At 70.9% G+C, this 17,479-nt stretch carries 23 protein-coding genes; 21 read left to right on the top strand and 2 right to left on the bottom strand.

All coding sequences use genetic code 11. The features are described 5' to 3' along the window. The first annotated feature begins 86 nt into the window (after positions 1 to 86). From infA to glmM, 10 genes are all read left to right on the top strand, one after another. Positions 87 to 308, top strand: a complete 222-nt coding sequence (infA, locus tag ACWGST_RS08815) for a translation initiation factor IF-1 (protein ID WP_022893854.1) — start codon at positions 87 to 89, stop codon at positions 306 to 308. A 68-nt stretch (positions 309 to 376) separates the two neighbouring features. Continuing rightward, positions 377 to 493 (top strand): 50S ribosomal protein L36, encoded by a 117-nt coding sequence (rpmJ, locus tag ACWGST_RS08810; RefSeq protein WP_005050492.1) that lies wholly within the window; start codon positions 377 to 379, stop codon positions 491 to 493. Between the two features lie 129 nt (positions 494 to 622). Beyond that, on the top strand, positions 623 to 997 hold the full coding sequence (gene rpsM / locus ACWGST_RS08805) for a 30S ribosomal protein S13 (protein WP_452046287.1): 375 nt from the start codon (positions 623 to 625) through the stop codon (positions 995 to 997). 43 nt (positions 998 to 1,040) lie between these two features. Further along, positions 1,041 to 1,439 (top strand): 30S ribosomal protein S11, encoded by a 399-nt coding sequence (rpsK, locus tag ACWGST_RS08800; RefSeq protein ID WP_170024924.1) that lies wholly within the window; start codon positions 1,041 to 1,043, stop codon positions 1,437 to 1,439. A 132-nt stretch (positions 1,440 to 1,571) separates the two neighbouring features. Continuing rightward, positions 1,572 to 2,558, top strand: a complete 987-nt coding sequence (locus ACWGST_RS08795; protein WP_022893850.1) for a DNA-directed RNA polymerase subunit alpha — start codon at positions 1,572 to 1,574, stop codon at positions 2,556 to 2,558. A 51-nt stretch (positions 2,559 to 2,609) separates the two neighbouring features. Then, positions 2,610 to 3,143, top strand: coding sequence for a 50S ribosomal protein L17 (gene rplQ / locus ACWGST_RS08790; protein ID WP_452046286.1), 534 nt, complete (start codon positions 2,610 to 2,612; stop codon positions 3,141 to 3,143). 102 nt (positions 3,144 to 3,245) lie between these two features. Further along, positions 3,246 to 4,151 carry a tRNA pseudouridine(38-40) synthase TruA gene (truA, locus tag ACWGST_RS08785; protein WP_452046331.1) on the top strand — a complete coding sequence of 302 codons (906 nt, stop codon included), beginning with the start codon at positions 3,246 to 3,248 and terminating at the stop codon, positions 4,149 to 4,151. Between the two features lie 143 nt (positions 4,152 to 4,294). Next, on the top strand, positions 4,295 to 4,741 hold the full coding sequence (gene rplM, locus ACWGST_RS08780; protein ID WP_056652922.1) for a 50S ribosomal protein L13: 447 nt from the start codon (positions 4,295 to 4,297) through the stop codon (positions 4,739 to 4,741). Positions 4,742 to 4,784: 43 nt separating this feature from the next. Next, positions 4,785 to 5,270, top strand: coding sequence for a 30S ribosomal protein S9 (rpsI, locus tag ACWGST_RS08775; protein ID WP_452046285.1), 486 nt, complete (start codon positions 4,785 to 4,787; stop codon positions 5,268 to 5,270). 23 nt (positions 5,271 to 5,293) lie between these two features. Next, positions 5,294 to 6,655 (top strand): phosphoglucosamine mutase, encoded by a 1,362-nt coding sequence (glmM, locus tag ACWGST_RS08770; protein ID WP_452046284.1) that lies wholly within the window; start codon positions 5,294 to 5,296, stop codon positions 6,653 to 6,655. A gap of 36 nt (positions 6,656 to 6,691) precedes the next feature. Here the strand turns inward: glmM and coaA are convergent, their stop codons facing one another. Continuing rightward, the gene (gene coaA / locus ACWGST_RS08765; protein WP_452046283.1) at positions 6,692 to 7,648 is read right to left on the bottom strand and encodes a type I pantothenate kinase; all 957 of its coding nucleotides are present in this window, start codon (positions 7,646 to 7,648) and stop codon (positions 6,692 to 6,694) included. 58 nt (positions 7,649 to 7,706) lie between these two features. Here coaA and glmS point away from each other — a divergent pair, with 58 nt between their 5' ends. The 10 genes from glmS to ACWGST_RS08715 all read left to right on the top strand — a co-directional run bounded on the left by glmS (position 7,707) and on the right by ACWGST_RS08715 (position 15,746). After that, positions 7,707 to 9,557: a glutamine--fructose-6-phosphate transaminase (isomerizing) gene (glmS, locus tag ACWGST_RS08760; protein ID WP_452046282.1), complete on the top strand. Its 1,851-nt coding sequence runs from the start codon at positions 7,707 to 7,709 to the stop codon at positions 9,555 to 9,557. Positions 9,558 to 9,596: 39 nt separating this feature from the next. After that, positions 9,597 to 9,965 (top strand): holo-ACP synthase, encoded by a 369-nt coding sequence (locus ACWGST_RS08755; protein ID WP_452046281.1) that lies wholly within the window; start codon positions 9,597 to 9,599, stop codon positions 9,963 to 9,965. Continuing rightward, positions 9,962 to 11,107, top strand: coding sequence for an alanine racemase (alr, locus tag ACWGST_RS08750; protein WP_452046280.1), 1,146 nt, complete (start codon positions 9,962 to 9,964; stop codon positions 11,105 to 11,107). The genes ACWGST_RS08755 and alr overlap by 4 nt, the downstream gene beginning before the upstream one ends. Continuing rightward, a complete protein-coding gene (tsaE, locus tag ACWGST_RS08745; protein ID WP_452046279.1) occupies positions 11,107 to 11,625 on the top strand; it encodes a tRNA (adenosine(37)-N6)-threonylcarbamoyltransferase complex ATPase subunit type 1 TsaE in 519 nt (172 codons plus the stop codon). The genes alr and tsaE overlap by 1 nt, the downstream gene beginning before the upstream one ends. 10 nt (positions 11,626 to 11,635) lie before the next feature. Next, complete coding sequence (tsaB, locus tag ACWGST_RS08740) at positions 11,636 to 12,271, top strand: tRNA (adenosine(37)-N6)-threonylcarbamoyltransferase complex dimerization subunit type 1 TsaB (protein WP_452046278.1); 636 nt, start codon at positions 11,636 to 11,638, stop codon at positions 12,269 to 12,271. Beyond that, entirely contained in the window at positions 12,268 to 12,825 is a 558-nt protein-coding gene (gene rimI, locus ACWGST_RS08735; RefSeq protein WP_452046277.1) for a ribosomal protein S18-alanine N-acetyltransferase, read from the top strand. Before tsaB ends, rimI begins: the two co-directional genes overlap by 4 nt. Then, positions 12,822 to 13,892, top strand: coding sequence for a tRNA (adenosine(37)-N6)-threonylcarbamoyltransferase complex transferase subunit TsaD (gene tsaD / locus ACWGST_RS08730; protein ID WP_452046276.1), 1,071 nt, complete (start codon positions 12,822 to 12,824; stop codon positions 13,890 to 13,892). Before rimI ends, tsaD begins: the two co-directional genes overlap by 4 nt. A 139-nt stretch (positions 13,893 to 14,031) precedes the next feature. Next, the gene (locus ACWGST_RS08725) at positions 14,032 to 14,568 is read left to right on the top strand and encodes a DUF4190 domain-containing protein (protein ID WP_452046275.1); all 537 of its coding nucleotides are present in this window, start codon (positions 14,032 to 14,034) and stop codon (positions 14,566 to 14,568) included. 7 nt (positions 14,569 to 14,575) lie between these two features. Beyond that, positions 14,576 to 15,247 carry a DUF4190 domain-containing protein gene (locus ACWGST_RS08720; RefSeq protein ID WP_452046274.1) on the top strand — a complete coding sequence of 224 codons (672 nt, stop codon included), beginning with the start codon at positions 14,576 to 14,578 and terminating at the stop codon, positions 15,245 to 15,247. A gap of 10 nt (positions 15,248 to 15,257) precedes the next feature. Then, positions 15,258 to 15,746 carry a DUF4190 domain-containing protein gene (locus tag ACWGST_RS08715; protein ID WP_452046273.1) on the top strand — a complete coding sequence of 163 codons (489 nt, stop codon included), beginning with the start codon at positions 15,258 to 15,260 and terminating at the stop codon, positions 15,744 to 15,746. Positions 15,747 to 15,775: 29 nt separating this feature from the next. Here ACWGST_RS08715 and ACWGST_RS08710 read toward each other — a convergent pair whose 3' ends face one another. Next, positions 15,776 to 16,963 carry a THUMP-like domain-containing protein gene (locus ACWGST_RS08710; RefSeq protein WP_452046272.1) on the bottom strand — a complete coding sequence of 396 codons (1,188 nt, stop codon included), beginning with the start codon at positions 16,961 to 16,963 and terminating at the stop codon, positions 15,776 to 15,778. Between the two features lie 171 nt (positions 16,964 to 17,134). On the opposite strand from ACWGST_RS08710, the gene groES reads away from it, so the two are divergent. After that, positions 17,135 to 17,431 carry a co-chaperone GroES gene (gene groES, locus ACWGST_RS08705; protein WP_056010764.1) on the top strand — a complete coding sequence of 99 codons (297 nt, stop codon included), beginning with the start codon at positions 17,135 to 17,137 and terminating at the stop codon, positions 17,429 to 17,431. Positions 17,432 to 17,479: the final 48 nt, after the last annotated feature.

Below are 17,479 nucleotides of genomic sequence, written 5' to 3'. Positions count from 1 at the left end.
ACCCTTGGTGTTCTGCACGCCTGCTTCGGCATGCCTGACGGAACCATCGCACGACCAGCATCCCCAACTCAAGCGATAGTGAGGCTATGGCCAAGAAAGACGGCGTCATCGAGATCGAAGGCTCGGTCACCGAGGCCCTCCCGAACGCGATGTTCCGGGTGGAACTCACGAACGGGCACAAAGTCCTCGCGCACATCTCGGGAAAGATGCGCCAGCACTACATCCGCATCCTCCCCGGAGACCGCGTGATCGTCGAGCTGAGCCCATACGACCTGACGCGCGGGCGCATCGTCTACCGCTACAAGTAAGGGCTGCTCGGAAAGTAACGGCCCGCGGCATCCCGCGGGCACGAGGACAGCGAATTCAAGGAACAATCGTGAAGGTCAACCCCAGCGTCAAGCCCATCTGCGACCACTGCAAGGTGATTCGCCGCCACGGCCGCGTCATGGTCATCTGCAAGTCGAACCCGCGTCACAAGCAGCGCCAGGGCTAGTCGACAACTGAATAGAACGGCAACGCCAGAAACCGCCGACATCTTCGGATGCCGCGGGGACACCTCGGGTCGGAGGCCCGGGCACCGGCGTTGCTCCACACCTCCACTTCGAAACAGGAGAAGCCAAACATGGCACGTCTGGCAGGAGTCGACATCCCGCGCGAGAAGCGCGTGGAGATCGCACTGACTTACATCTACGGCGTCGGCCGCACGCGAGCGCTCACCACGCTCCGCGAGACCGGCATCGACGGAAACATCCGCGTGAAGGACCTCAGCGACGACCAGCTCGTCGCCCTCCGCGACTACATCGAGGCCAACTTCAAGGTCGAGGGCGACCTCCGCCGCGAGGTGGCCGCCGACATCCGCCGCAAGGTCGAGATCGGCTCCTACGAGGGCATCCGCCACCGTCGCGGACTCCCGGTCCGAGGCCAGCGCACGAAGACCAACGCTCGTACCCGCAAGGGCCCGAAGCGCACCGTCGCCGGCAAGAAGAAGGCTCGCTAGGCCCCGGCCGGCGATCCAGCGCCCCTAGGATTCAGGAGAAATCATGGCAGCACCCAAGACGGCCGCTCGCAAGCCGCGCAAGAAAGAAAAGAAGAACATCGCCGTGGGCCAGGCCCACATCAAGTCGACGTTCAACAACACCATCGTCTCGATCACCGACACCAACGGTGCCGTGATCAGCTGGGCCTCCTCCGGTGGCGTCGGCTTCAAGGGCTCGCGCAAGTCGACCCCGTTCGCCGCACAGCTCGCCGCCGAATCGGCAGCGCGCCAGGCGCAGGAGCACGGCATGAAGAAGGTCGACGTCTTCGTCAAGGGCCCCGGCTCCGGCCGCGAGACCGCGATCCGCTCGCTCCAGGCCGCAGGCCTCGAGGTCGGCAGCATCAACGACGTGACGCCGCAGGCGCACAACGGCTGCCGCCCGCCCAAGCGCCGCCGCGTCTAAGCACTCCGAGCCGCGGGTCGGGCGAGGCGCCATGCGCGCCCGCCCGACCACGCGGCATCCGTTCTCACACAACTCAAGATCCTCGACCTCGCAGGTGTCATATAGCGGACACCCTGCCGAAAGGAATCAACAGTGCTGATCGCACAGCGCCCGACGCTCACCGAAGAGAACATCTCGGAGTTCCGTTCGCGTTTCGTGATCGAGCCCCTCGAGCCGGGCTTCGGTTACACCCTGGGCAACTCGCTCCGTCGCACCCTCCTCTCCTCGATCCCCGGCGCAGCCGTGACGAGCATCCGCATCGACGGCGTGCTCCACGAGTTCTCGACGGTTCCCGGAGTGAAAGAGGACGTCACCGAGATCATCCTCAACATCAAGAACCTGGTCGTCTCCAGCGAGCACGACGAGCCGATCACGGCCTACCTGCGCAAGCAGGGCGCCGGTGAGGTCACCGCAGCCGACATCTCCGCTCCGGCGGGCGTCGAGGTGCACAACCCCGAGCTCGTCATCGCGACGCTCAACGACTCGGCGAAGTTCGAGCTCGAGCTCACGATCGAGCGCGGCCGCGGCTACGTCTCGGCCAGCCAGAACCGCAACGAGTACTCCGAAGCCGGCCAGATCCCGGTCGACTCGATCTACTCGCCGGTGCTGAAGGTCACCTACCGCGTCGAGGCTACCCGTGCCGGCGAGCGCACCGACTTCGACCGCCTCGTGGTCGATGTCGAGTCGAAGCCCGCCATCACGCCGCGCGACGCGATCGCCTCGGCGGGCCGCACGCTCACCGAGCTGTTCGGTCTCGCCCGCGAGCTGAACACCGCGGCAGAGGGCATCGAGATCGGCCCCGCGCCGGTCGACGCCGTGCTCTCCAGCGAGCTCTCGATCCCGATCGAAGACCTCGACCTCTCGGTGCGCAGCTACAACTGCCTGAAGCGCGAGGGCATCAACACGGTGTCCGAGCTCGTCGCGCTGAGCGAGTCGCAGCTCATGAACATCCGCAACTTCGGCCAGAAGTCGGTCGACGAGGTCAAGGACAAGCTCACCGAAATGGGTCTGTCGCTGAAGGACTCCGTCCCCGGATTCGACGGCGCCCACTTCTACACGGGCTTCGACGACGAGAACTAGGCAGACCTCGCGGTCGCCTGCCACCCCCCCACCTACTGGAGAGAACGAACCATGCCGAAGCCCACGAAGGGCCCCCGCCTCGGAGGCGGACCCGCCCACGAGCGGTTGATGCTCGCGAACCTCGCTGCAGCGCTGTTCACGCACAAGCGCATCACCACCACCGAGACGAAGGCCAAGCGCCTCCGTCCGCTCGCCGAGCGTCTCGTGACGTTCGGCAAGCGCGGCGACCTGCACGCGCGCCGTCGCGTGCTCGCCGTCATCGGCGACAAGACCGTCGTGCACGAGCTGTTCACGGTCATCGCCCCCCAGGTCGCCGACCGTGAGGGCGGCTACACGCGCATCACGAAGATCGGCAACCGCAAGGGCGACAACGCGCCCATGGCGGTCATCGAGCTCGTGCTCGAGCCCGTGACCCCGAAGAAGCGCGCCGCGAAGCCGGCCGCCGCTGCGGCGCCCGTCGTCGAAGAGGCTCCGGTCGAGGTCGTCGAAGAGGTCGACGTCGTCGAGACGACCGACGCAGCCGCTGAGGAGGCGACCGAGGTCGCTGCCGACGAGGCGCCCGCCGAAGAGGCCGCGAAGGCGTAACCGACTTCATCCGTCGAACGGGTCCCGTTGTCCACAAGGGCACGGGGCCCGTTCGCGTTCCGGTGCATGTGACGACGAGGCGAACCATAAGCTTGTCGGGTGATCGAGAGCTCTGACGTGCGACTGCGCCTCGCCATCTCGTACGACGGCGGCGGCTTCAACGGGTGGAGCCGTCAGCCCGGGCTCCGCACCGTGCAGGGCGTGCTCGAAGAGGCGCTCGGCACCCTCTTCCGACGCGCGGGGGTCGCCCCGCGACTGACCGTCGCCGGTCGCACCGACGCCGGCGTGCACGCGCGCGGCCAGGTCGCCCACCTCGACGTGCCGCTCGAGGCGCTCACCGCGGTGACGCGCCCGCGCCGCGGCCACCCCGCCGAGGCGACGAGCGACGCCGGCGTGCTCGCGCGACGGCTCACCGGCATCCTCGGCGCGGACTCCGACGTCGTCGTCGACGACATCGACCGCGCGCCACGCGGGTTCGACGCCCGCTTCTCGGCCGTCTGGCGGCGGTACGAGTATCGGGTGGCCGATGCATCCGCTCGCCGTGACCCGCTCGAGCGGCACCGCACGGTGGCCGTCCCGCGGGCGCTCGACATGGCCGCGATGGATGCCGCGGCGCAATCGCTGCTCGGTCTGCACGACTTCGCGGCGTTCTGCAAGCCTCGTGCCGAGGCCACGACCATTCGCACGCTGCAGTCGTATCGCTGGCGGCGCGATGCCGTCGGCGTGCTCGTGGCGACGCTGCAGGCCGATGCGTTCTGCCACTCGATGGTGCGTGCGCTCATCGGTGCCGCGGTCGCCGTGGGGGAGGGACGGCTCGCGGTCGACGCGCCGGCCGAGCTGCTGCACGCCGCCGAGCGCACGAGCGCGTTCATGGTCATGCCCGCGAAGGGCCTCATGCTGACCGAGGTCGGCTACCCCGACGACCACGAGCTCGAGGCCCGCGCGGCGCAGACGCGGGCGCGACGCGAGCTGCGCGTGCAGCCGAGCGATTGGACGACGGGGGCGTGACCCGCTAAGCTTTCCCTTTGGTGCGTCCTCTGTGGCGCATCCGAAGTTGAGCCCTCCACCCGGTTGTTCGCGCGCATCGCTCGCGAACCGCCGACCGGAGTGGGATTCACGAACCCCTCACTCGATCAGAAAGCAGCAGTTCCGTGACGCGCACGTTCACTCCCAAGCCGTCCGACATCCAGCACGACTGGGTCGTCATCGACGCAACCGACATCGTCCTCGGCCGACTCGCGAGCCACACCGCAGCCCTGCTGCGCGGCAAGCACAAGGCGATCTTCGCCAACCACGTCGACACCGGCGACTTCGTCATCATCGTCAACGCCGACAAGGTGGCCCTCACCGGCCAGAAGCTCGAGCAGAAGAAGGCGTACCGCCACTCGGGCTACCCGGGCGGCCTCAAGGCGGTCGGCTACGCCGAGCTCCTCGAGAAGAACCCCGTCCGCGCCGTCGAGAAGGCGATCCGCGGCATGCTCCCGAAGAACTCGCTCGGTCGGGCCCAGCTCAAGAAGCTGAAGGTCTACACCGGCCCGGAGCACCCGCACGCGGCTCAGCAGCCGAAGCCGTACACCCTCACCCAGGTCGCCCAGTAATTCCGGCACCCTCGACGTTCTCGAAATAAGGATTCACACCACCATGGCGAAGATCGCAGACCAGATCGAAGCGGCTCCCGAGAGCTACACCACCGAGAGCGCGCCTGAGGCGGCTCCCAGCACCCCCCGCCCCGTGCTCAACGTGTCGGGCGCGGCCGTCGGCCGTCGCAAGCAGGCCATCGCCCGCGCGCGCCTCGTGCCCGGCGCCGGCAGCATCACCGTCAACGGCCGCGAGCTCGCAGCCTACTTCCCCAACAAGCTGCACCAGCAGCTCATCACCGACCCGTTCACGGTGCTCGAGCTCGTCGGCTCGTACGACGTGGTCGCCAAGATCACGGGCGGCGGCCCCTCGGGCCAGGCCGGCGCGCTGCGCCTCGCCATCGCTCGTGCCCTGAACGAGATCGACCGCGAGAACAACCGGCCGACGCTCAAGAAGTCGGGCTTCCTCACGCGTGACGCTCGCGTCATCGAGCGCAAGAAGGCCGGTCTCAAGAAGGCCCGCAAGGCGCCGCAGTTCTCGAAGCGCTGATCCCAGCGTCCGGTTCTCCGTACATGCCTCGGCTTTTCGGAACCGACGGGGTCCGGGGCCTGGCCAACCGTGAACTCACGGCTGACCTGGCCCTGGGCCTCGCCCAGGCGGCTGCCGCCGTCCTCACTCAGGGGCGGCACGCCGACGAGCTTCGCGCCGCCGGCCGGCGCCCGGTCGCCGTCGTGGCGCGCGATCCGCGCGTCTCCGGTGAGTTCCTCACGGCTGCTGTCTCGGCCGGCCTCGCGAGTTCCGGTGTCGACGTGCTCGACGCCGGCGTGCTGCCGACCCCGGCGGCGGCGTTCCTCATCGATTCGATCCGCGCCGACTTCGGCGTGATGATCTCGGCGTCGCACAACCCGGCGCCCGACAACGGCATCAAGTTCTTCTCCTTCGGCGGCACCAAGCTGCCCGACGAGGTCGAAGACCGCATCGAGTCCTTCCTCGGCAGGCAGAAGCTGGCCCCGGTCGGCAACGGCGTCGGTCGCATCCGCCGCTTCGCCGACGCCGAAGACCGCTATGTCGTGCACCTGCTCGGCACCCTGCCGCACCGCCTCGAGGGGCTGAAGGTCGTGCTCGACTGCGCCCACGGCGCCGCGGCCGGCGTGTCGCCCGAGACGTTCAAAGACGCCGGTGCCGACGTCATCGTCATCGGGGCCGACCCCGACGGCATGAACATCAACGACGGCGTCGGCTCGACGCACCTCGAGATGCTCCAGGCCGCCGTCGTCGAGCACGGTGCCGATCTCGGCATCGCTCACGACGGCGACGCCGACCGCTGCCTCGCCGTCGACGCCGACGGCAACATCATCGACGGCGACAAGATCATGGCGATCCTCGCCGTCTCGATGAAAGAGCGCGGCACGCTCACCGACGACACCCTCGTCGTCACGGTCATGTCGAACCTCGGCCTGCGCCGCGCGATGGCCGAGCACGGCATCCGCGTCGTCGAGACGAAGGTCGGCGACCGCTACGTGCTCGAGGCGCTCGCGGCCGAAGGCCTCGCCCTCGGCGGCGAGCAGTCGGGCCACGTCATCATGAGCGAGTTCGCCACGACCGGCGACGGCGTGCTCACCGGACTGCACCTCGCGGCCGAGATGGCCCGCACCGGCAAGACCATCGCCGAGCTCGCTTCGGTCATGACGGTCTACCCGCAGGTGCTCGTCAACGTGCGCGGAGTCGATCACCACGCGCTCGCCCAAGACGCCGAGATCGCCGCGGCCGTCGCCGCCGTCGAGGCCGAGCTCGGCGACACCGGGCGGGTGCTGCTGCGCCCCTCGGGTACCGAGCCGATGGTGCGGGTCATGGTCGAAGCCGCCGAGCAGCACGTCGCCGAGCGGCACGCCGAGGCGCTCGCCGCCATCGTGAAGGCACAGCTCGCCCGCTGACGCCCCCGCGTGCCCGCACCCCTCTGAAAGAGACGATCAGAGCTTGCGGAGGAGGACGCTCGAGACCGTGTGGTCCGAGCTCTTGCGCAGCACGAGCGAGGCGCGCGAGCGCGTCGGGCGGATGTTCTGCAACAGGTTCGGCTCGTTGATCGAGTGCCAGATCTCGCGCGAGCGCGCCCGTGCCTCGTCTTCGGTGAGGCTCGCGAAGCGGTGGAAGTACGAGCGCGGGTTGGCGAACGCACCGCGCTGCAGCTTCAGGAACCGCTCTTCGTACCACCGGGCGATGTCGCTCGTGCGCGCGTCGACGTAGATCGTGAAGTCGAACAGGTCGCTGACCGCGAGGCGGTGGCCCGGACCGGGCGGCTGCAGCACGTTGAGGCCCTCGACGATGAGCACGTCGGGCCGCCGCACGGTGATCTGCGCGTCCTTCACGATGTCGTACGCGAGGTGCGAGTAGAAGGGCGCACGCACCTCGGCGGCGCCCGCCTTGACCTCGCTCACGAAGCGGAGCAGCGCGCGCCGGTCGTAGGACTCGGGAAACCCCTTGCGCGCCATGAGCCCGCGACGCTCGAGCTCGGCGTTGGGGAAGAGGAATCCGTCGGTCGTGATGAGCTCGACCCGGGGGGTGTGCTCCCAGCGCGCGAGCAGCTCGCGCAGCAGGCGCGCGATCGTCGACTTGCCGACGGCCACCGATCCGGCGACCCCGATGACGAACGGCGTGGATTCGAAGCGTTCTCGCAGGAACTCGCTCGTGACCTTGTGCAGCGACTTCGTGCCGCCCACGTAGAGGTTCAGCAGGCGGCTGAGCGGCAGGTAGACCTCGGCGACCTCACGGGGGTCGAGCGGTTCGCCGAGGCCGCGCAACTGCACGATCTCGGTCTCTCGCAGGGGCGAGGGCATCGAGGGCGCGAGCGCGGCCCAATCGGCCCGATCGAGTTCGATGAACGGGGAGATCTGCGCCGCGTGCGACGACTGGCTCTGCTGATCGGGCACCGTGCCAGTGTAGTCAGAGGGAGCGAGTACCCAGCGGCGCGCCAGTAGAATCGCACGCATGTGTGGAATCGTCGGATACGTCGGAGAGCGCAACAGCCTCGACGTCCTAATGGGAGGCCTGCGTCGCCTCGAGTACCGTGGCTACGACTCGGCGGGAGTGGCGATCGTCGACGACGACGGCGCGATGGAGACCGCGAAGCGCGCCGGAAAGCTCCAGGTGCTCGCCGACGAGCTCGAGGCCAACCCGCTGCACCGCGGCGGCACCGGCATCGGCCACACCCGCTGGGCGACGCACGGCGGCCCGACCGACGGCAACGCCCACCCGCACCTCGGCGACGAGGGCCGACTCGCCCTCATCCACAACGGCATCATCGAGAACTTCTCGGAGCTGAAGGCCGAACTCCTCGCCGAGGGCTACACCTTCGAGAGCGAGACCGACACCGAGGTCGCGGCCGTGCTGCTCGGCAAAGAGGTCGCGGCGACCGGCGACCTGCGCGAGGCGTTCCGCAACACCGTGTCGCGCCTCGACGGCGCGTTCACCCTGCTCGCCGTGCACCGCTCGGAGCCCGGCGTGGTCGTCGGCGCCCGCCGCAACTCACCGCTCGTGATCGGGCTCGGCGACGGCGAGAACTTCCTCGGTTCCGACGTCGCGGCGTTCGTCGAGTACACGAAGCGCGCCCTCGCGATCGGGCAGGACCAGATCGTGGCGATCACGGCCGACGAGGTCGTCGTGACCGACTTCGACGGGCAGCCCGTCGAGGTCGAGGCCTTCGACGTCGCGTGGGACGCCTCGGCCGCCGAGAAGGGCGGCTGGTCGTCGTTCATGCGCAAAGAGGTCGCCGAGCAGCCCGAGGCGGTCGCCAAGACCCTGCTCGGCCGGGTGGTCGACGGTCAGGTCGTGATTCCCGAGCTCGAGTCGTTCGGCGATGACGAGCTCCGAGGCATCCGTCGCATCACCGTCATCGCGTGCGGCACCGCCGCCTACGCCGGCACCGTGGCCAAGTACGCGATCGAGCAGTGGGCGCGCGTGCCCGTCGAGGTCGAGCTCAGCCACGAGTTCCGCTACCGCGAGCCGGTGCTCGATGAGCACACGCTCGTCGTCTCGATCAGCCAGTCGGGCGAGACGATGGACACGCTCATGGCCGTGAAGTACGCCCGCGAGCAGGGTGCGCGCACGATCTCGGTCTGCAACACGCAGGGCGCCACGATCCCGCGCGAGTCCGACGCGGTCGTCTACACGCACGCGGGCCCCGAGGTCGCCGTCGCCTCGACGAAGGCGTTCGTCGCCCAGATCGCCGCGCTCTACCTCTTCGGCCTGCACCTCGCGCGCGTGCGCGGCACGCTGTCGGCCGACGAGATCGCGGCCCAGCTCGCCGAGCTGCAGGCCGTGCCCGAGAAGCTCGAGCTCGTGCTCGCCGAGTCCGAGAAGGTCGCGCAGCTCGCGCACTGGATGGCCGACACGCGTTCGGTGCTCTTCCTCGGGCGCCACGTGGGCTACCCGATCGCGCTCGAGGGCGCGCTGAAGCTCAAGGAGCTCGCGTACATCCATGCCGAAGGCTTCGCGGCGGGCGAGCTCAAGCACGGTCCGATCGCGCTCATCGAGCCGGGCCAGCCCGTCTTCGTCGTCGTGCCGAGCCCGCGCGGCTCGGCGACGCTGCACCCGAAGGTCGTCTCGAACATTCAAGAGATCCGCGCCCGCGGCGCGCGCGTCATCGCGATCGCCGAGGCCGGCGACGCCGCGGTGCTGCCGTTCGCCGACGAGGTGCTGCGGATTCCGCTCGCCGCGCCGCTCTTCGAGCCGCTGCTCGCGGTCGTGCCGCTGCAGATCTTCGCGATGGAACTCTCGCAGGCGAAGGGCCTCGACGTCGACCAGCCGCGCAATCTCGCGAAGTCGGTCACGGTCGAGTGAGCGTGCGGGCGCGGGCGTGAGGCGGCGGGAGGCGGTGCGGTGATCGCGGGCATCGGCATCGATGTCGTCGACATCGCCCGGTTCGAGCGGTCGCTGGGTCGCACGCCCGCACTCCGCGAGCGCCTGTTCGCTGAGAGCGAACGCGACCGGCCGGTGCGGTCGCTCGCCGCCCGATTCGCGGCGAAAGAGGCGCTCATCAAGGCGCTCGGCGGTAACCCCGTGATCCGGTGGCACGACATGCGCGTCGTGCAAGACGAGCACGGCAACCCCGATTTCGCGCTGTCGGGGGCGATCGCCGAACTCACGGCGAGCCTCGGCGTCGACCGCGTGCACCTCACCATGAGCCACGACGCCGGCATCGCGAGCGCCTTCGTCGTGCTCGAGGCCGGCACCGGGGCCGCATCGTGAGTGCATCGACGGATGCCGCGGGGCCGCCGTTCCGCGAGGCCGTGATCGACCTCGCGGCCGTGCGCGACAACATCGCGACCCTCGCCGCCGCCGTGGCGCCCGCGCGCGTCATGGCCGTGGTCAAGGCGAACGCCTACGGGCACGGCGCCGTGCCGGTGGCGCGGGCCGCGCTCGCGGGCGGTGCCGATTGGCTCGGCGTCGCCGACATCGCCGAGGGGCTCGAGGTGCGCGGCGCCGGCATCGACGCTCCGCTGCTCGCGTGGCTGCACGACCCGGGCGCCGACTTCGCACCCGCGATCGCCCACGACATCGATCTCGGCATCTCGTCGCTCGGCCAGCTCGAGGCCGTGGCGCGAGCCGCGGCATCCGTCGACCGGGTCGCCGCCGTGCATCTGAAACTCGACACGGGGCTCAGCCGCAACGGGATCGCCCCCGCGGACTGGGCCGATGCCGTCGCGCGCGCCGTCGAGCTCGAGCGCGACGGGCGCATCCGCGTACGGGGCGTGTTCAGCCACCTCGCCGACGCCTCGCCCGCCGACGACGCGCGCCAGGTCGAGGCCTTCGAGCGCGGCCTCGAGCACGTCGCCGCGGCCGGCCTCGACCCCGAGCTGCGCCACCTCGCCTCGACGGCCGGCGCTCTGCGTCTTCCGGCCGCCCGCTTCGATCTCGTGCGCATCGGCATCGGCGGCTACGGCATCTCGCCGTTCGGCGACGGCACGACCGCGGCCGATCTCGGGCTCCGCCCGGCGATGTCGCTGCGCGGCCGGGTCGCGGCGGTGCGCCGCGTCGAGCCCGGCACCGGCGTCTCGTACGGTCACATCTGGCGCGCCGAACGCCCGACGACGCTCGCGCTCGTGCCGCTCGGGTACGCCGACGGCATTCCGCGGCAGGCGTCGGGCCGGGCGGAGGTCTGGATCGCGGGCGCCCGCCGGCCCGTCGTCGGCCGCATCGCGATGGACCAGTTCGTGGTCGACGTCGGCGACGACCCGGTCGAGACGGGCGACGAGGTCGTGCTCTTCGGCGACCCGGCGACCGGCGCACCGTCGGCCGACGAGTGGGGCGACGCCGCCGACACCATCGGCTACGAGATCGTCACCCGCATCGGGCCGCGCGTGCCGCGACGATATGTGGGCGGGCCGTGATGCGGCTCGAGGCTCCCGACACCGAGGCGATGGAGGCGTTCGGCCGCGAACTCGGCGCCGTGCTCGTCGCGGGCGACGTCGTCGTGCTCACGGGGCCGCTCGGTGCGGGCAAGACGACGCTGACCCGGGGTCTCGGCGCAGGGCTCGGCGTGCGCGGGCCGGTGCAGAGCCCCACGTTCGTGCTCGCGCGCACGCATCCGAGCCTCGTCGGCGGCGCACCGCTCGTGCACGTCGACGCCTACCGGCTCGGCGAGGCGGCGCTGCTCGATGACCTCGACCTCGACTTCGACCACTCGGTCGTCGTCGTCGAGTGGGGCGCCGGTCTCGTCGAAGACGTCACCGACTCGTGGCTCGAGGTCGTCATCGAGCGGCCGACGGGGGCGAGCGCGGTCGCGATCGCCTCGAGCGCAGCGGATGCCGCGGGGCCGGCGCCGCTCGACGGCGACGAGCCGCGCATCGTGACGGTCGCGGGGCACGGTCCGCGCTGGGCGGGCACTCCGTACGCGGCGCGCGCGTAGGCTTGACGGCATGCTCCTCGCGATCGACACCTCGACCGGCACGAGTGTCGCCGTGGTCGATCGAGACCGGGTCAGCGGCGAACTGCGCTGCCTCGCCGAGACGGGCACCGACGACACGATGCGCCACGCCGAGGTGATCGGCGGGTTCATCAGGGACGCGCTCGCGAGCGCCGGCGTCCACCGTCGGGCGCTCTCGGGCGTCGCCGCGGGCATGGGCCCCGGCCCGTTCACCGGACTGCGCGTCGGCATCGCGGCCGCGCACGCCTTCGCGCTCGGCATCGGCCGTCCGTTCGTGCCGGTCGTCAGTCACGACGCGATCGCTTGGTCGCGGTACACCGCTGGTGACACCGGCCCGCTGCAGGTCGTCACCGACGCCCGCCGACGCGAGTTCGCCGTCTCGGAGTACGACGGCCTCGACGCCGACGGGCTGCCCGTGCGGGTCGCCGGCCCCGGGCTCGTTCCACGTGACGAAGTGCCTGCGGCACGAGGCATCCGCTTCGACGCCCCGATCGTCTCGGCCGGCGCGGTCGGACTGCTCGCAGAACTCGCCTTCGCGACCGGGCGGTTGCCGCTCACCGCCGACGCCCCGATCTACCTGCGTGCGCCCGACGTGACGCCGTCGGCCGGCAAGAAGGTGCTGCGATGAGCGTGTTCATGCGGCGCGCCGCCACTGCCGACCTCGATCGCATCATGGCGCTCGAACGGGCGACGTTCGAGGCAGATGCGTGGCCCGAAGACGCCATGCGGCGCGAGATCGAGAGCCCGCACGCGTACTATCTCGTGGCGGTCGACGACGAGGCGGACGACGACGCGCGTCTCCTCGGCTACGCGGGCCTCCTCGCTCCCGCCGGCGGCGGCCAGGGCGACATCCAGACCATCGCCGTCGCCCCGGCGACGCGCGGCATCGGACTCGGCCGCGGACTCATGCACGCCCTCATCACCGAGGCCCGCCGTCGTCATGTCGCCGAGATCTTCCTCGAGGTGCGCGCCGACAACCCCATCGCGCGGGCGCTCTACGTCTCGCTCGGCTTCGAAGAGATCGGCGTGCGCCGCCGCTACTACCGCGGCGGCATCGACGCCGTGCACATGCGATTGACGGTGCCGCCCGCGGTCACCAGACCGGCCGGCTCGGCCGGCTCGCCCGACCGGGCCGACCCGGCTGCCCGCACCGCGCTCGAGACCGGCGAGGGAACCCGATGAACCGCGTCGCCCCGCTCATCCTCGGCATCGAGACCTCGTGCGACGAGACCGGCGTCGGCATCGTGCGCGGCACGACGCTGCTCGCCAACACGATCGCCTCGTCGATGGAGGAGCACGCGCGCTACGGCGGCGTCGTGCCCGAGGTCGCCGCGCGCGCGCACCTCGAAGCGCTCGGCCCGACGATCCGGGCCGCGCTCGCCGAAGCATCCGTCTCGCTCGACGACCTCGACGCGATCGCCGTGACGAGCGGGCCCGGCCTCGCCGGCGCGCTCATGGTCGGCGTCGGCGCCGCCAAGGCGCTCGCCCTCTCGCTCGACGTGCCGATCTACGCCGTCAACCACCTCGTCGGACATGTCGGCGCCGACCTGCTCGACACCGCGGCGCCGCTCGAGACGCCGACGGTCGCGCTGCTGGTCTCGGGCGGGCACACCTCGCTGCTGCTCGTGCGCGACCTCGTCTCCGACGTCGAACTGCTCGGCGAGACGATCGACGACGCGGCGGGCGAGGCCTTCGACAAAGTCGCGCGCGTGCTCGGCCTGCCCTACCCGGGCGGGCCCGAGATCGACCGTGCCGCGATCGGCGGCGACCCGCGCGCCATCCGCTTCCCGCGGGGGCTCACGCAGCCGAAAGACCAGGCGGCGCACCGCTACGACTTCAGCTTCTCGGGGCTGAAGACGGCCGTCGCCCGCTGGGTCGAGCAGCGCGAGGCCGCCGGTGAACCGGTGCCGCTCGCCGACGTCGCCGCGAGCTTCCGCGAGGCCGTCGCCGACGTGCTCGTCTCGAAGGCGGTCGCCGCGTGCACCGAACTCGGCGTGCCGCGGCTGCTGCTGGGCGGCGGCGTCGTCGCGAACGCGCGCCTTCGAGAACTCGCAGCAGAGCGATCGGATGCCGCGGGCATCGCGTTGCGCGTTCCGCCGCTGTCGCTCTGCACCGACAACGGCGCGATGATCGCCGCGCTCGGCGCGCAACTCGTGATGGCGGGGCATCCGCCCTCGACGCTCGACTTCGGCGCGGACTCGACGCTGCCGGCGACCGAGATCCAGGTGGCGGCGAGCGCCGCAGTGTGACGCGGGGCGGCGTATCCGTGCGTCGGGGCGCGCAGAGCGATAGTGTGAGCGGAAGAACGGATGTCGCCGTCGTTGACGGCGCCCGAGAGCCCCGCCGCCGTGGCGGGCGCGCATTCGACCACATCGAGGGGAACCCACCGTGACCGATCCGAACACTCCCGAGCAGCCTGCCGTGCCGCCGGTGCCGCCGGCCGCGCCCGTGCCGCCGGCTGCTGCGCCCGTGCCGCCCGCGCCGCCCGCTGCACCGCCCGCGCCGCCTGCTGCGCCCGACTACGGGCAGGCTCCCGCCGCTCCCGCCGCTCCCGCGTACGGTGCTCCTGCCGCTCCCGCCTACGGAGCTGCGCCCGCGGCGCCCGCCTATGGTTCGGCGCCCGCCGCACCGGGCTACGGTGCCGCACCCGCCAAGCCGTCTCAGGTGCTCAGCATCCTGTCGCTCGTCGGCGGCATCGTCGGCCTCGTCGGGTCGTTCTTCTACTTCGGCCTGCTCTTCTCGATCGCCGCGGTCGTGCTGGGCTTCATCGCCAAGAAGAAGGAGCCGGCCGCCAAGGGCATGTGGCTCACCGGCATCATCCTCGGCTTCGTGGGCATCGCGATCGGCGTGATCTTCATCATCATCGCCATCATCGCCTTCGCCGTGCTCGCGAGCTACGGCGGCACGGTCGGAACGTCGTACTGAGGTCGTCGTGACTGATCCCAAGAACCCCGACCTCCCCGAGGCGCCAGGCGAGGCAGAGGTGGCAGGAGCTCCCGAGGCCGTCGCGCCGGTGGAGGCCGCACCTGCGGCGTCGCTGCCCGACGTGCCGGAGGTGCCGAGCGCTCCCGAGCCGCCGGGTGCCCCCGAGCCTCCTGCGCCGCCCGCGCCCCCGGCACCGCCCGCGGCGCCGAGCTACGGTGCGCCGACGCCGCCTCCTCCGCCTCCTGCGTACGGCGCGCCCGCGCCGCAGCCTGCGTACGGTGCTCCCGCGCAGCCCGCGTACGGCGCCCCGCAGCAGCCCGCGTATGGAGCTCCTGCGTACGGTGCTCCCGCGCAGCCCGCGTACGGCGGCGCATACGCTCCCGCCACGCCGTCGAAGCCGACGCCGGTGCTCAGCCTGATCTCGCTCATCGCGGGCATCGTCGGCCTGATCGGCGCCTTCGTCGCGTTCATCCCGATCGTCGGCGGCATCCTGCAGCTCTTCATCCCGGGTGCCGCCGTCGTGCTCGGCTTCCTCGGCATGAAGAAGGAGCCGGCCGCCAAGGGCATGTGGCTCACCGGCATGATCCTCGGCTTCGTCGGCGTCGCCATCGGGCTCATCTCGATCGTGCTCTGGGCCCTGCTGTTCGCAGGGGCCGACAGCTACAGCTACAACTACTGAGGAACAACCGATGTCCACGCGTGAGGGGGTCTCGCCCGACGGCGGCGAGACCCCCGACCGCGCCTCCGAGGCGTCCGAGCCCGACCCGCTCGCCCCCTACCGGCCGGCCGAGCCCACCTTCACCGCCGACTCCGCCGTACGCGAGTTCGATGTGCCGTTCGACACGGGTCAGCTCCAATCGATCTCGACCGGCCAGCTGCTCATCGTGCACCGCCCGGGCATCGACCCGGTCGAAGAGGCCGAAGTCGAGACGCAGCGGCGGGTCTACAGCTGGGTCGCCGCCGTCGTCGGCACCATCGGCGCTGCGGCCTCGCTCTTCGTCGGCTGGATGCTGCCGCTCTCGATCGCCGCGATCGTCTTCGGCGTGCTCGGCCTCCGCCGCGAAGAGCACGGCCGCACGCTCGCCTTCGTCGGCATCGGCACGGGCCTGGCCGGTCTCGTGTTCTCGGCCGTGTGGATCGGCTACTACGCGATCGTCTTCGGCGCACTGCCGCGCTGACGGTCGGCGCGGCAGCGCCGTGCGGTCGGTCAGATGCGCTCGACGAGCAGCGCCACGTGCCGTCCGGCCTCGCGGGTCAGCACGATCGTCGCGGATGCCGCGCCCTTCAGTTTCAGCCGGGTGCGAAGCTGCGCGGGGTCGACGTCGACGCCGCGCTTCTTGATCTCGAGCGTGCCGATGCCGCGGGCCGCGAGCGCGTGGCGCAGCTGCCGCTCATCGGCCGGCAGTCGCTCGATCACCCGGAATCCCCGCGCGAACGGCGAATCGAATGCCGTGTCCGAGGTGAGGTAGGCGATGCCGGCACTCAGCATCCAGGCGCCGTTCGCCCGCGCGAGGTCGCCGATCAGGCGCGCGCGGATCACCGCGCCGTCGGGCTCGTAGACGTACTCGCCGAGCGGGCCGACCGGAGCATCCTCGCTGTCGGCGCCCGCCGTGAGCTCGTGGGCGGCGTCGCCGCGGATCACGAGCGCCGCGCGGCGGATGCCGGGGCGGGCGACGGCCCCGAACCAGACGCCGAGCTCGACGAGATCGCCGTCGACCGAGACCCACTGGGCCTCGGCGCCGGCCGGAATGACGTCGCGGTCGGTGCCCGGGCCGAGCTTGACGCCGACAGGCAGGCGATCGCCCAGGCCGAAGGCGAAATCGAGCGAGGGCGAGTACGCCGAGGCATCCGTGATTCTCGTGGTCGTACCGCCCGCGGTGGTGCGTCGCGCGGGGTCGAGCCATGCGCCGTCGATGCCGCCGAGCGCGACGGCCTCGGCGCGCTCGTGCAGCACGCGCACGCGGGGGAACGGCGTGAGGTTGTAGGCGGCGATCGCCGCGGTGACCTCGTCGGCCTCGGCGGCCGTGACCTCGAGGTCGATCGCGGCCATCGCGAGGGCGTCACCGCCGATGCCGCAACCGAGGTCGGCGACGTGACGCACGCCGGCGCGCGAGAACCGCCCGGCATGGAGGGCGGCGACCTTCAGGCGCGTGGCCTGCTCGAGCCCCGCTTCGGTGAAGAGCATGCGCGAGGCGAACGGGCCGAACTTGGCCTCGGCCTTCGCGCGGAGCTTCGCCTGGCTGAGCACGGCGGCGACGAGGGTGGGCGAGTGGCCCTGCTTGCGAAGGTCGGCGACGGTCTTGACGATGTCGGCCTTCGAATCCCAATCGGGCAGCCCGTCGAGCAGCGTGAGGCCCTCGGGCGAGAGCAGTTCGACGAGTTCGGCACGATCCACCCGGCAACGCTAGCACCGCGCCGTCGACTGCGTTTCGCCCATGGCTGAACGGGCTGGCACTCACGTTGCACGAGTGCCAAATCGCGCCTAGACTCGCTTTAGCACTCTCGCTCTGAGGCTGCCAACCAAGTCTTCGTAAGACAGTTTTCTTCACAGAGAGAAGGGGCAACCGTGTCGGTTTCCATCAAGCCGCTCGAGGATCGCATCGTCATCAAGCAGGTCGAGGCCGAGCAGACCACCGCATCGGGTCTGGTCATCCCCGACACCGCGAAAGAGAAGCCCCAAGAGGGCGAGGTCGTGGCCGTGGGCCCCGGTCGCATCGATGACAACGGCAACCGCGTGCCGCTCGACGTCGCCGTCGGCGACAAGGTGATCTACTCGAAGTACGGCGGCACCGAGGTCAAGTTCGGCGGCGAAGACCTGCTGGTCCTGTCGGCTCGCGACGTGCTCGCGGTCGTCGTCCGCTAAGCGCGACTCCAGCGATCCGAGGCCCGGATGCCCCATGCGGGGCATCCG

This window comes from Agromyces sp. NPDC055520 (genome assembly GCF_053619715.1).
The sequence above is the reverse complement of the archived record's forward strand: the minus strand, read 5'-3'. Positions and strand labels throughout refer to the sequence as shown.

Coding starts and splice junctions, on each gene's coding strand:
- infA (WP_022893854.1), top strand. CDS start 87: ATGGCCAAGAAAGACGGCGTCATCGAGATCGAAGGCTCGGTCACCGAG.
- rpsM (WP_452046287.1), top strand. CDS start 623: ATGGCACGTCTGGCAGGAGTCGACATCCCGCGCGAGAAGCGCGTGGAG.
- rpsK (WP_170024924.1), top strand. CDS start 1,041: ATGGCAGCACCCAAGACGGCCGCTCGCAAGCCGCGCAAGAAAGAAAAG.
- rplQ (WP_452046286.1), top strand. CDS start 2,610: ATGCCGAAGCCCACGAAGGGCCCCCGCCTCGGAGGCGGACCCGCCCAC.
- rpsI (WP_452046285.1), top strand. CDS start 4,785: ATGGCGAAGATCGCAGACCAGATCGAAGCGGCTCCCGAGAGCTACACC.
- glmM (WP_452046284.1), top strand. CDS start 5,294: ATGCCTCGGCTTTTCGGAACCGACGGGGTCCGGGGCCTGGCCAACCGT.
- glmS (WP_452046282.1), top strand. CDS start 7,707: ATGTGTGGAATCGTCGGATACGTCGGAGAGCGCAACAGCCTCGACGTC.
- tsaE (WP_452046279.1), top strand. CDS start 11,107: ATGCGGCTCGAGGCTCCCGACACCGAGGCGATGGAGGCGTTCGGCCGC.
- tsaB (WP_452046278.1), top strand. CDS start 11,636: ATGCTCCTCGCGATCGACACCTCGACCGGCACGAGTGTCGCCGTGGTC.
- rimI (WP_452046277.1), top strand. CDS start 12,268: ATGAGCGTGTTCATGCGGCGCGCCGCCACTGCCGACCTCGATCGCATC.
- tsaD (WP_452046276.1), top strand. CDS start 12,822: ATGAACCGCGTCGCCCCGCTCATCCTCGGCATCGAGACCTCGTGCGAC.
- ACWGST_RS08715 (WP_452046273.1), top strand. CDS start 15,258: ATGTCCACGCGTGAGGGGGTCTCGCCCGACGGCGGCGAGACCCCCGAC.